This window comes from Halomonas flagellata, from assembly GCF_022487945.1.
In the GTDB taxonomy this organism is placed as follows: domain Bacteria; phylum Pseudomonadota; class Gammaproteobacteria; order Pseudomonadales; family Halomonadaceae; genus Halomonas; species Halomonas flagellata.
This window is the reverse complement of record NZ_JAKVPY010000009.1, coordinates 73,185-84,637: the sequence shown is the minus strand read 5'-3', so window position 1 is coordinate 84,637 and position 11,453 is coordinate 73,185. Positions and strand designations below refer to the sequence as shown.

Annotated in this window: 18 protein-coding genes; 17 read left to right on the top strand and 1 reads right to left on the bottom strand. The window is 66.8% G+C overall.

Going from position 1 to position 11,453, the window contains the following annotated elements:
* Positions 1-4: 4 nt before the first annotated feature.
* The 15 genes from MKP05_RS09455 to MKP05_RS09385 all read left to right on the top strand — a co-directional run bounded on the left by MKP05_RS09455 (position 5) and on the right by MKP05_RS09385 (position 8,832).
* Positions 5-880 (top strand): head maturation protease, ClpP-related, encoded by an 876-nt coding sequence (locus tag MKP05_RS09455; protein WP_240568064.1) that lies wholly within the window; start codon positions 5-7, stop codon positions 878-880.
* Positions 873-2,267 (top strand): phage major capsid protein, encoded by a 1,395-nt coding sequence (locus MKP05_RS09450; protein ID WP_240568063.1) that lies wholly within the window; start codon positions 873-875, stop codon positions 2,265-2,267. Before MKP05_RS09455 ends, MKP05_RS09450 begins: the two co-directional genes overlap by 8 nt.
* Before the next feature lie 318 nt (positions 2,268-2,585).
* Positions 2,586-3,047 carry a hypothetical protein gene (locus MKP05_RS09445; RefSeq protein ID WP_240568062.1) on the top strand — a complete coding sequence of 154 codons (462 nt, stop codon included), beginning with the start codon at positions 2,586-2,588 and terminating at the stop codon, positions 3,045-3,047.
* Positions 3,034-3,549, top strand: a complete 516-nt coding sequence (locus tag MKP05_RS09440) for a class I SAM-dependent methyltransferase (RefSeq protein ID WP_240568061.1) — start codon at positions 3,034-3,036, stop codon at positions 3,547-3,549. The genes MKP05_RS09445 and MKP05_RS09440 overlap by 14 nt, the downstream gene beginning before the upstream one ends.
* Positions 3,543-4,178, top strand: a complete 636-nt coding sequence (locus MKP05_RS09435; protein WP_240568060.1) for a hypothetical protein — start codon at positions 3,543-3,545, stop codon at positions 4,176-4,178. Before MKP05_RS09440 ends, MKP05_RS09435 begins: the two co-directional genes overlap by 7 nt.
* A complete protein-coding gene (locus MKP05_RS09430; RefSeq protein ID WP_240568059.1) occupies positions 4,175-4,633 on the top strand; it encodes an endonuclease VII domain-containing protein in 459 nt (152 codons plus the stop codon). The genes MKP05_RS09435 and MKP05_RS09430 overlap by 4 nt, the downstream gene beginning before the upstream one ends.
* Positions 4,626-4,955, top strand: a complete 330-nt coding sequence (locus MKP05_RS09425; protein WP_240568058.1) for a head-tail connector protein — start codon at positions 4,626-4,628, stop codon at positions 4,953-4,955. The genes MKP05_RS09430 and MKP05_RS09425 overlap by 8 nt, the downstream gene beginning before the upstream one ends.
* A complete protein-coding gene (locus tag MKP05_RS09420; protein ID WP_240568057.1) occupies positions 4,956-5,288 on the top strand; it encodes a phage head closure protein in 333 nt (110 codons plus the stop codon). It abuts the gene before it with no gap.
* Positions 5,281-5,787 (top strand): HK97-gp10 family putative phage morphogenesis protein, encoded by a 507-nt coding sequence (locus MKP05_RS09415; protein ID WP_240568056.1) that lies wholly within the window; start codon positions 5,281-5,283, stop codon positions 5,785-5,787. Before MKP05_RS09420 ends, MKP05_RS09415 begins: the two co-directional genes overlap by 8 nt.
* A gap of 2 nt (positions 5,788-5,789) precedes the next feature.
* Complete coding sequence (locus MKP05_RS09410) at positions 5,790-5,987, top strand: hypothetical protein (RefSeq protein WP_240568055.1); 198 nt, start codon at positions 5,790-5,792, stop codon at positions 5,985-5,987.
* Positions 5,987-6,352, top strand: a complete 366-nt coding sequence (locus tag MKP05_RS09405) for a DUF3168 domain-containing protein (RefSeq protein ID WP_240568054.1) — start codon at positions 5,987-5,989, stop codon at positions 6,350-6,352. The genes MKP05_RS09410 and MKP05_RS09405 overlap by 1 nt, the downstream gene beginning before the upstream one ends.
* A 73-nt stretch (positions 6,353-6,425) precedes the next feature.
* A complete protein-coding gene (locus tag MKP05_RS09400; protein ID WP_240568053.1) occupies positions 6,426-6,905 on the top strand; it encodes a phage tail tube protein in 480 nt (159 codons plus the stop codon).
* Positions 6,906-6,914: 9 nt separating this feature from the next.
* The gene (locus MKP05_RS09395; RefSeq protein WP_240568052.1) at positions 6,915-7,268 is read left to right on the top strand and encodes a phage tail assembly chaperone family protein, TAC; all 354 of its coding nucleotides are present in this window, start codon (positions 6,915-6,917) and stop codon (positions 7,266-7,268) included.
* Between the two features lie 14 nt (positions 7,269-7,282).
* Positions 7,283-7,564, top strand: a complete 282-nt coding sequence (locus MKP05_RS09390) for a phage tail assembly protein T (RefSeq protein ID WP_240568051.1) — start codon at positions 7,283-7,285, stop codon at positions 7,562-7,564.
* Positions 7,565-7,857: 293 nt separating this feature from the next.
* The gene (locus MKP05_RS09385; protein ID WP_240568050.1) at positions 7,858-8,832 is read left to right on the top strand and encodes a phage antirepressor N-terminal domain-containing protein; all 975 of its coding nucleotides are present in this window, start codon (positions 7,858-7,860) and stop codon (positions 8,830-8,832) included.
* Positions 8,833-8,877: 45 nt separating this feature from the next.
* Here MKP05_RS09385 and MKP05_RS09380 read toward each other — a convergent pair whose 3' ends face one another.
* Positions 8,878-9,186 (bottom strand): hypothetical protein, encoded by a 309-nt coding sequence (locus tag MKP05_RS09380; protein ID WP_240568049.1) that lies wholly within the window; start codon positions 9,184-9,186, stop codon positions 8,878-8,880.
* Between the two features lie 121 nt (positions 9,187-9,307).
* Between MKP05_RS09380 and MKP05_RS09375 the strand changes: the two genes are divergently transcribed.
* The gene (locus MKP05_RS09375) at positions 9,308-9,640 is read left to right on the top strand and encodes an HIRAN domain-containing protein (protein WP_240568048.1); all 333 of its coding nucleotides are present in this window, start codon (positions 9,308-9,310) and stop codon (positions 9,638-9,640) included.
* 76 nt (positions 9,641-9,716) lie between these two features.
* Positions 9,717-11,450, top strand: coding sequence for a hypothetical protein (locus MKP05_RS09370; protein WP_240568047.1), 1,734 nt, complete (start codon positions 9,717-9,719; stop codon positions 11,448-11,450).
* Positions 11,451-11,453 lie beyond the last annotated feature (3 nt).

Here is an 11,453-nt window from a genome sequence, read left to right as displayed (position 1 = left end):
ACCCATGACCATCAAGACGCTGCCCGCCTTGCCGGCGGCTCGCCCGCGGGCGAACGTCCAGTTCGACCTGTCGCCGCGCGCGCTGCAGGCCTGGAACCCCGGCATCCGCTCCGCGACGGATGACGACGAGAGCACCATCACCGTCTACGACCCCATCGGCGAAGACATGTGGGGTGAGGGTGTCACCGCCAAGAGCATCGGCGCCGCCCTGCGGCGGATCGGCAGCGGCAACGACGTCACCGTCAATATCAACAGCCCCGGCGGTAACTACTTCGAGGGGCTGGCGATCTTCAACCTGCTGCGCGAGCACCAGGGCCGGGTGCGGGTCAACGTCATGGGCATCGCCGCCTCGGCGGCCTCGGTGATCGCCATGGGCAGCGACGAGCTACGCATCGGCCGGGCCGCCTTCCTGATGGTGCACAACGCCTGGGTGCTGGTCATGGGCAATCGCCTCGAGCTACGTGAAGTGGCCGACTGGCTGGAGCCTTTCGACGGTGCCGCCGCCGATCTCTATCACATCCGCACCGGCATCGAGCGCGACAGCATCGTCGCCCAACTGGATGCCGAGACCTGGATCGGCGGCAGCGAGGCCGTGACCAGCGGCTGGGCCGACGCCCTGCTGGCCGCCGACGAGGTGGAGGAGGGCGGCGCCCACGCCCAGCACCGCCTGGCCGCCAAGGAGCTGGACCTGGCCATGGCCAAGGCCGGCATCCCGCGCAGCCGCCGCCGCGAGCTGATGAACGAATTCAAGACCGGCACGCCCAGCGCTGCCGGCGGGGGTACGCCCAGCGCTGCCCCGACCGGTACGCCCAGCGCTATCGAGCTCGACCTGGAGCCACTCCCGAAACTGCAATTCCCTGGAGGAATTTCCCATGCGTAAGCTGCAACTCACCCCGGCTCTGGTGCTGGGTATCCTCGCGCTGGCCGCCGGCATCCCCCTGGTGGCCGGCCTCTCGCTGGGGTCGGTGGCCGGTGCCGCCGCCCTGGTGCTGCTCTCGACGCTGCTGGTCGAGCCCGGACAGACCCGCTACCGCGGCATGCACGGCCAGCTCGGCAAGGTCGGTGCCGAGGATCTCGAGCAGGAGTACAAGAAGACCCAGGAGAACCTCAAGCAGGTCAGCGACGACCTGAAGCGGTTCGCCGAGCAGTCGCAAGAGGACCTCAAGCAACACCGCCAGCTCTCCGACGAGGCCAAGGCCAAGGTCGACGAGCTGCTGGTCCAGCAGGGCGAGCTCAACGCCCGCCTGCAGGCGGCCGAGCAGGCCCTGGCCGACAACCGGCCCGGCCGCGCCCAGGCCGCGCTGACCATGGGCGCCCACGTGGCGCAGTCCGAGGAGTTCTCGACGCGTGGCGCCCAGCTGGCCCAGGGCGGCAAGGGGTCGTTCACCGTGGGCGTGCAGCAGGCGCTGACCACCGCCGACGCCGGCGGCGAGATCGCCGCGCCGGAGCGCCAGGCCGGCATCGTCGCCCCCGGCCAGCAGCGGCTGTTCATCCGCGACCTGCTCAACTGGGGCCGCGTCCAGTCGAACTCCATCGAGTACGTGCGCGAGACGGGCTTCACCAACGCCGCCGACGTGGTCTCGGAGAACCCCGCCTCCGGCAAGCCGGAGAGCGACCTCACCTTCGAGCTGACCTCGGCGAACGTGGCGACCATCGCCCACTGGATCCACGCCTCGCGGCAGGTGCTCAGCGACGCCGGCATGCTGCAGAGCTACATCGACGGCCGCCTGCGCTACGGCCTCAAGCTCAAGGAGGAGACCCAGCTGCTCAAGGGGTCCGGCGTGGGGCTCAACATCAACGGCCTGTACACCCAGGCGTCCAACTACGCCAACCCCGGCGTGGAGGTCGAGAGCGACACCAAGATCGACAGGCTGCGCATCGCCATGCTGCAGGTGCAGCTGGCCGAGTACGCCGCCGACGGCCTGGTGCTCAACCCGATCGACTGGACCAGCATCGAGCTGACCAAAGACAGCCAGGGCCGCTACATCTGGGCCAACCCCAACGGCGTGAACGGCCCGACCCTGTGGGGCCTGCCGGTGGTGTCCACCAAGTCGCTGGACCAGGACGAGTTCCTGACCGGCGCATTCCAGATGGGCGCCCAGGGCTGGGACCGCGAGGACGCCTCGGTGACCGTCTCCACCGAGGACCGGGACAACTTCATCAAGAACATGGTCACCATCCTCTGCGAGGAGCGCGTGGCGCTGACCGTGTACCGTCCCGAGGCCTTCGTGAAGGGCGACTTCGTGATCGGCTCCTCCGGCGCCTGATCCGGGGGTGGGTGAACCAACGGGGCCCGGCTGAAGTCGGGCCCCGTTCTTTGAGGGCTGATAGATGCCAACCCAAGTAGAAGCACTGACCGGATTCGACCACCACGGCCCTCGCCGGCGTGGTGCCAAGTTCGCGGTCTCCGAGCAGACCGCCAAGGAGCTGGCGCGAGCCGGGCTGGTGAGGATCCTGCCGGACCCCGCCAAGGCCCCGGCGCAACCTACGTCTGCATCGCCTCAGGGCCCAGCCTCACCGCAGACGACTGCCGGCGCGTCCAAGCGTGGCGGAAAGCGGAAGACCCCCAAGGCCACCAGCGGCGAGTGATCGTCACCAACAACACCTATCAACTGTGCCCCTGGGCCGATGTGCTGTACGCCATGGACCGCAAGTGGTGGACGGTGATGACGCCGAGCTTCTCCGGCGAATGCCTGACGGCGGCCGGCAACGTGCCCGGCGCCACCCGCACCGCCGCGCCCAAGGGCGGCAACTCCGGCGCCGGGGCGCTGCTGCTGGCCCGGCACCGCGGCGCCACGCGCATCCTGATGCTGGGCTACGACTGCCAGGTGGGCGATGACGGCCAGCGCCACTGGCACGGCGCCCACCGTCAGGGGCTCGGCAACGCCGTAAGCCTGCCCAAGTTCTACGGGCAGTTCGCGCAGGCGGCCGAGCAGCTGCTCGACGTCGAGGTGATCAACTGCAGCCGCGCCACGGCGCTGGATATGTGGCCGCGGGGCGACCTGGCCCAGGCATTGAGCGACGAGGTGCTGCGTGACGCCGGATGACTACTGGAGAGGTAACGCCCGCCTCGAGCACCTGACCCCCATCGGGCAGCGCTTCCCCGAGGTGGGGCTGTTCGATGCGCTGCGCCAGGCCTGCCGCGGCAGCGTGTTCGAGCTGGGCTGCGGCGATGGCCGCCTGTCGGCGGCCTTCGATCCGGAGCGCTACACCGGCATGGACATCAACCCGGCCGCCCTGGTGCGGGCGCGGCAGTCCAACCCCGGCCACCGCTTCACCACCGAGTGGCAGCCGGCCGACACCGTGATGGCTTATACCGTGCTGCTGCATGTGCCGGATGACGAACTGCCGGCGATGATGCGCCGCCTGCAGGCGTATCCGCGCATCGTCATCGGCGAGATCATGGGCCGCCGCTGGCGCACCCCCGGCTTGCCGCCGGTGTTCAACCGCGAGAGGGCGGAGTACGAGGCGTTCCTCGGCCCGGCCCGCGAGGTGATCCAAGTGCCGTACCCGTACTACGGCACCGACCTGGAGCTATGCGCATGGTGAGACGAGTGTGCGTGCTGCGCAGCGGCGGCGACTACGGGCCCGAGCATGTGCAGTGGTTGGCCGGGAGGGTCGACCTTCTGCAGTGGTTGGTCGGAAAGTCCGGCGTGCTGCAGTGCCTCAGCGACGTGCCGGTGCGTGGCGTGCCCACGCTGCCGCTAGCCCACGGCTGGCCCGGCTGGTGGAGCAAGCTAGAGCTGTTCCGCCCCGACATCGGCGGCGACCTGCTGTACATGGATCTCGACACCGTGGTGCTCGGCGATCTGCAGCAGTTGATCGATGCCGCTGGCGGTAGGACGACGATGCTCTCGGATTTCTACTGGCCGGAGCGCCCGGCCAGCGGGCTGATGTATATCGCCGAGCGTGACAAGGCGCGGGTCTGGGAGGCCTGGCGCCGCGATCCCGCCGGCCATATGCGCCGCCGGGGTGGCCGCGGCACCCTAGGCGACCAGGGCTTCCTGGGCCGGGTGCTGGGCGATGGCGTGCAGCGCTGGCAGGACGTGGCCCCGGGCCAGGTGGTCAGCTACAAGGCGCACTGCAGGCAGGGCGTGCCGCCCGGCGCGCGGGTCTGCTGTTTTCATGGGCAACCACGTCCCTGGGATGTGCGAGCAGAATGGGTGCCTGAGCTATGAGTTCATGCGCGGAGAAGAACGCGAGATACCGTGAGCGATACCCTGATAGAGCGAAGGCAGCCCAGAAGGCGTGGCGCGCCAAAAACCCCGACAAGGTTAAGGCTCGCAACGACTACTACAACAGGAAGCGAACCAAGGAAGAGCATAGCCAGTACATGCGGGAATGGAGGAAGAGACAGCCAGACCTTGCAAAGAACACGGACCTGAAGAAGCGCTTCGGCATCACACTGGGTCAGTACCAGGAGAAACTAGAAGCGCAGGGTGGTGTTTGTGCTGCTTGTGGTAGCAAGCCAGGGAAGCGCTCGCTGGCTGTTGATCACGATCACAGCACAGGCATGATCCGCGACCTGTTGTGTGATAGTTGCAATACATCGCTTGGGCTTCTTGTAGAGAGCAAGGCTCGCTTATTGGCCCTCATAGAGTATCTGGACAAATGGGGTGCCCAGGATGAGTGAACCGCTGATCCCGCTCGAGACCATCAAGCTGCATCTTCGCCTGGACACCGAGCCCGATTCCGAGCTCGACCCCGAGCTGGAGCGGCTGCTCGAGGTCGCCGTGGACCACGCCGCGCAGTACCTGGGCCGCTCGATCCCCTGGGACGACGAGGACACCAGCAGCAGCGAAGCGATCCTCCCGGCCTCGGTGCAGCAGGCGATCTTGATCCTGATCGGCGAGTACTTCGAGAACCGCGAGCAGCACGTGATCGGCTCGATCATCACCGAGAACCAGACCGTGCAGCACCTGCTGCACTTCTACCGCGTGGGGCTGGGGGTCTGAATGCAGATCGGCAAGCTGCGCCACCGGGTGCGCCTCGAGCGTCCCGCCGAGGTCCAGGACCCGGACAGCGGCGAGATGGTGCCCGGCTGGGAACTGGTGGCCACCGTGTGGGCCAGCGTCGAGCCGCTCAGCGCCCGGGAGTTCATTGCCGCCCAGGCCGGGCAGAGCGAGGTGACCGCGCGCATCGGGATGCGCCACCGCGACGACATCGCCCCCACCTGGCGCGCCGTGCACCGCGGCCAGGTCTACAACATCGAGGGCGTGCTGCCCGATCCCAAGAGCGGCCTGCACTACATCACCCTGCCCGTCTCGGAGGGCGTCAACGATGGCTGACTCCATCGGTGGCGAGATCCAGGGCCTCGAGTCGGTCATCGGCAAGCTCAAGTCGCTGGAGCAGCTGCCGCGCGAGAAGAGCACCCGCTTCGCCCTGCGCAAGGCCGCCAACCTGGTGCGCGACGCCGCCCAGGCCAACGCCGCGCGGCTCGACGACCCGCAGACCAGCGAGAACATCGCCGAGAACATCGTCGTCCGCCAGGACAAGAAGCGCTACCGGCGGGGCGACGAGATCAAGATGCGGGTCGGGGTGATGGGCGGCGCCACGCACGTCGCCGCCGCGGTGGGCGAGGTGGCCGGCCAGGGCAAGGGCAACCCCGGCGGCGATACGTACTACTGGAGATTCCTGGAGTTCGGCACCGAGAAGATGGCCGCCCAGCCCTTCATGCGCCCGGCGCTCGAGAGCAACCAGGGCGCCGCCACGAATGAATTCGTGACGCACTTCGACAAGGCGATCGTCCGCGCGATCAAGCGGGCCAACAAGGCGAAAGCGAGGTAACGATGATCTACACCGTCGAGAACAGGGGCCGGCCGGTGCGCGTGTTCGTCAACGGCAACGAGGTCCGCAAGGCCATCTACGCGGATACCGAGCGCGGCATCGTGCGCTACTACCCGGAGCCGATTCGGATCAAGCGTGGTACCGACGAGGTGTATACCCGCACCCTGCGCGGCCAGGTCACCGTGGAGCCGATGCACTGATGCAACCCCCCATCTTCCCGATCTGCGCCGCGGTGCCGGCGGTGACGGCCCTGCTGGGCAGCGGCCCCACGCGCCTCTACCCCTTCGGCGAGGCACCGCAGGGGGTGGCGCTGCCCTATGCGGTGTGGCGCATCATCAACGGCGCGCCCGAGAACTACGTCGACGGCCCGCCGGACATCGATCGCTGGAGCGTGCAGGTGGACGTCTACGCGCGCACCGTCAGCGACGTCACTGCCGTGGCCGAGGCGCTGCGCGACGCCATCGAGCCCCACGCCCATGTGGTGCGTTGGGGCGACCAGGACACCGATCCCGACACCAACAATCGCCACATCGGTTTCGACGTGAGCTGGTGGCACCCCCGCTAACGCCAGCCAACCCGAGCCCATCCGCCCGCCGCCGTGCGGGCTTTTCATTGCCCGCAAGCAGGAGCTGCACACCATGTCCAAGCTGACGCAAGGCACGCACATCTATTTCGTCGACGACAGCGGATCCACGCCCGAGGTGGTGCGGCTGACCAAGGTCGTCGCGCTCAACCCGGGCACGGCGCCGGCCGCGCAGATCAACGAGACCACCCTCGAGGACCTGCTGTATCGCCAGTACCGCGCCGGCCTGCGCGACCCCGGCCAGGGCAACATGACCGCCAACGTCGATCCCAACGAGGACAGCCACGTCGCCCTGCACGGCCTCTCCGAGACCAGCCCGCCGCCGACCATCAAGTGGGCAGTGGGCTGGAGCGACGGCACCGATGCACCCACGCTGGACAGCTCCGGAGAATGGGATCTTCCCACCACCCGCACCTGGTGCACCTATGACGCCTACGTGGCCGACTTCCCGTTCGACTTCCAGACCGACACCATCGTGCTCACCGAGATCACCATCCAGCGCGCCGGCGGGCTCGCCTGGCAGCGCAAGGCGTAAGGAGCAACCATGAATCTCAGTCTGGACAGCCTGAAGAGCATGGGCGCCTTCACCGGTGCCCCGGTGGCCAAGGAGATCACCTGGAAGATCGACGGCGAGGAATACACCGCCACGGTCTATGTCCGCCGGCTCAGCTACCTGGCCGCGGTGAACGACGTGCGGGCCAGCCAGGGCCAGGTGGACGGCATCGCCGGCCGCATCGCCGCCACCATCTGCGACGAAGCCGGCAAGCCGCTCTTCCAGCCCGAAGACATCACCGGCGAGGCCGACCCCGAACGCGGGGCCCTGCATCGCAACCTGACGCTAGCGATGCTTGGTGCAATCGGCGAGGTGAATGCCACGCCGGGAAAGACGACGAGCTGACGGCAGAGGAGGAGGTGTGGCACGAGCTGGTGATGCACGGCATCGGCGGGCGCACGGTTGCCGAGGCGCAATCGCGCATGAGCTACACTGAGTTCTGTCGTTGGCTCGCTTATCGTCGCAAGCGCGGAAGCCTGCACCCCGGGCTGCGCGCCGATCGCGGTGCGGCTATGCTGGCCACCCTGTACGCCAACGCCCATCGAAAGAAGAGCGACACCCCGCTCAGCCTGTACACCTTCCTGCCTTTCGAGGAGGAACCGCCCATCACGCTCGAGCGGGCAATGGAGCTGTGGCATTAACTTTGGCTTGATGCCACCTCGCGAGACGACCATAATGGAGGCACTCTCGAAACCAGTAGCGGCTCGCCGCTCCCAGCCCCGTTAGCGCTGGATTTTTTGTGCCCGTTCAGCCGGCACACCGCATGCAACGTCCGTGGTGGGCGACCGGTTCTATGCCGGGTGGACAACGGGGAATACAAGACCAGCGCAAGCTGGGAATATCCGTGGCGGTTCTACTGGACCGAGAGTGACACCCGGCACCCTCTCAAGGTGCCCGATGCTCGAAACTCGAAACCAGTAGCGAGGGCCAGACCATGGCGACCCCGAACCCGATGCCGGTAGCGTTCCACGGCAGCACCCTTTACGTGATCGACCACCAGGGCGAGCCATTCGTCCCGATGAAGCCTGTAGTCGAAGGCATGGGCCTAGCGTGGCAGACGCAACATCGCAAGTTCACTGAAAACGCACAGCGCTGGGGAACCGTCACCATAATGGCGACAGTCGGTGGTGATGGTAAGAAGCGCGACCTTATTAGCGTCCCGTTGCGCAAGCTGCCCGGCTGGTTGATGTCGATTCACCCCAACAAGGTGAAGGCGGCGATCCGGGAAAAGGTCATCGAATTCCAGAACGAATGCGACGACGTGCTGTGGCAACACTGGCAGAAGCGCCACCCCCAGGCCACGCCGATGGTGCGCCCCGAGGTGGGCCCCGAGGACAGCCAGTGGGTGGAAGGCCTTTTCAACGGCCAGCGCATCCGCGCCTTAGTCGGCTTTACCTGCTGGGAAGTGTGCCTTGAGGATTGCGCCGCCGCGCTGGGCTACCGCAGCCCGGTGGACCTGTACAAGCTCACCCCGGGCGGCATGTGGCGCAAGCTGCCGCCGGCGATGGGGGAGTCACAGGATCCCGACCCGATCACGCTGGTACGGCCGACGGCGATTCTCTCGGCGCTGACTCGTAGCCAGCGCCAGGCGGCCCCGGCACTGGCCGAGTACCTGGAACGCGAGTTGTTCTTCGAGGGGCGCATCGCCGCTGAGGTGTCGCCGACCCGGGCCGACCTGGATCACGCGCGGCAGCTGTTCGAGGAGGATCCCGGGGCGTTCCTGGGGCGGCGGGTTTGGCTGTTGTGCGCCGATCCGGCCGGCCACCTGCAGGCGCGCCCCCTGCGCGATGGCGAAGTGCTCATGGAGATGAGCGAGCTGGAGCACGTGAAGCGCGCCTACGATACCCTGGATGACCTGGTGCGCCGCCGCGAGTTGGAGCTGGCGTTTCCCAGACAGCCGCGGCAGTAGACATGCGCTACGAGACTTGGCGATAGCGGTCGGTGGTGTCAGGGATCATTCACTGGCCGCTTGGTGGCAGGCGAGCTGCATGGCATCAGCAACAGACGAGATGGGTATGGAGCTTGAATAGATCTCGTCGACTGCTGCTAGAAGTGAAGCACGGAAGGGTTGGCCCTCTTGCTGGAGGAATAACTCAATCAGGCTTCGTTCGGTAACGCCTCTATCTTTGGCGTCCATAACTTCCATGGCCGTCGTGATCATCGCCTCGCGGCTTTCATGCGTCATGCAGTCAAAGCGCGTCATGTCGGCGGCGCTGAGTGAGGTGCTGGTGAGCAGCATCAGGGTAGCCAACAGCTTGCGCATAGTATTCTCCTCGTTTCTCACGAGCCTAGCATAGCGGCCAAGCTGAAACTTGCCGGAGACGCCGTGCCCGCGGCCATGCGCTACAGTGTTTCTTGTCCACCACCTGACAGGGAGCACTGCCATGGGATTCAGCGCAATTGTGGCCGGTACCGGGTTCGAGGGACGAGCGGCCCGAATACGGATGTTCGCCCATCCAGGTGATGCCGTGGAGTTGCGGCGCGAACCCGACAACCCCTACGACGAGAACGCCGTCGCGGTGTACTTGCGGGTGCGGCGCTGGTACACGCTGTTCCGACCAGTGCCGCTGCAGATCGGCTACCTCAAGAAGGCGCGTGCGGCTTCGCTGTCGAAGAAGATGGCCGAAGGCGTGAGCATCCGCGAGGCCGTTATCGTCTCGACGTACAAGGCCGACAAACACCCCAGGGTGTCGCTCAAGATCACGACCGACGAGTAACGCCTGCCGCTCTTAGCGGCTGACACCTTTATCCAGGCCCGCCCACTAGGCGGGCTTTTTCATGCCGGGAGGCCACATGGCCAGTTCATCTCTGGGCACGCTCACGCTGGATCTGATCGCCCGCACCGGCGGTTTCGTCAAGGGCATGAGCAAGGCAGAGCGTAGCTCCAAGAAGTGGCGCCGCCAAGTGGAGCGCGACCTCAAGAAGCTGCGCGGGCAGTTCGGCAAGTTCGCCAAAATCGCAGCAGGGGCCGGCGTGGCCGCGGCGGGCGCCTTCACCATCCTGGCCAAGGAGGGCCTGCAGTTCGTCGACGCTCAGGCCAAGATGGCGACCCGGCTGGGCTCGACCATCGACGACCTGCGTGCGGTGCAGATCGCCGCGAGTGACTTCGGTATCGAGCAGGGCCGGCTCACACGCAGCCTGGCCTCCTACACCAAGCGCCTGGGCGATGCGGCCCGCGGCACCGGTGAGGCGCAGAAGGCCTACGAGGCGTTGGGCCTCGAGGCGTCCGAGCTGGTCAACCTGCCGCTGCCCGAACAGCTGGCGCTGATCGCCGAGCGCATCTCGGAGGTTGACTCCGCCGCCGAGCGAACCTCGATTGCCGACCGCCTGATGTCGGGCGGACGCAACATGGTCAACCTGTTCGAGGAAGGTGGCGGCGCCATCCGCGCCGCTGTGCAGGAGGTGGACGACTTCGGCCTCAGCCTGAACGAGATCGATACCAAAAGGGTTGAGAAAGCAAACGATGTCATTGGGCGCATCCCTCGCGCCTTGGAGCCGATCAGGAACCAGATCGCCATCAACCTCGCCGAGCCGCTGATCGATGTCGCGGAGCTGTTCAACGACGCGGCCAAGGCGTCCAACGGCTTTGCCGCCGAGGTCACCGAAGGCATGGCGATCGCCGTCGAGACCATCGGGGAAATGATCTCGGGGGTGGATGACCTGCGAATCTCGCTGATGAAGATTCAGCGCTTCCAGCTCGGCGTCTCCGCCTTTGCCGAGCAGGCCCGTCTCAATGTTGTGGGCCAGGGCATGGGGCGGATGCAGGATTATGGGGCAGACAACCCGCCCCCCGAAACCGGCCCGGCCACGGCGGAATACAACCGGTTGGATGCCGAGATCAGGGCGCTGGAGAACGGCAGCAATGCCTTTCAGAAGGCCGCCGACTTCGCCCTCGATCAGGCGGAAAGAATCAGGAGCGGGCCCGAGAGGCGCGCACGACTTCAGGAGGGCTTCGACGCCGGTCTCGGCGACACCATCAGCAACGACGCCATCGCCGCCGCCGAGGCCGTGGCCGATGCGATGAGCCGCGCCAGTGAGGCCGCCAACGACAGCGCCGATGCCGACGAGGACAAGGCCGACAAGAGCGATACCGCCGCCAAGGCGATAGAAGACCTGGGCAACGCCAGTGATGGTGCGAGCCGTGCGCTGGCCTCCATTGCTGGCGGTATGGCCGGGAGCGCAGACCCCCGCTACAACATCAAGGCCGGTGGCGACACGCTGGAGGATCGCGCCCGTGCTCGCTTCGAGGCGTCGGCGTTCCGCCCCGGCGACCCCAGCGTCATCAACTACGCCCCGAACCCCACCGCTCGGCCCACCTGGTCGACCGATTACCTGGACGCTGGCGTCCAGAAGGTCAACCAGGCGGTCGCCACCACCGCTCGCGAACAACAGAGCGGCGGCAACCGCGTGCCGATTCATCTGACCGTCACCGGCAAGGACGGTGGCGAGGCCAGCGGCGAAGGCGAGGTCGAGGCCAAGCTGGTCGAGATCCTGACGGCTGCCTCCGCCTCCGTCTCGCCCGTCTAGGAG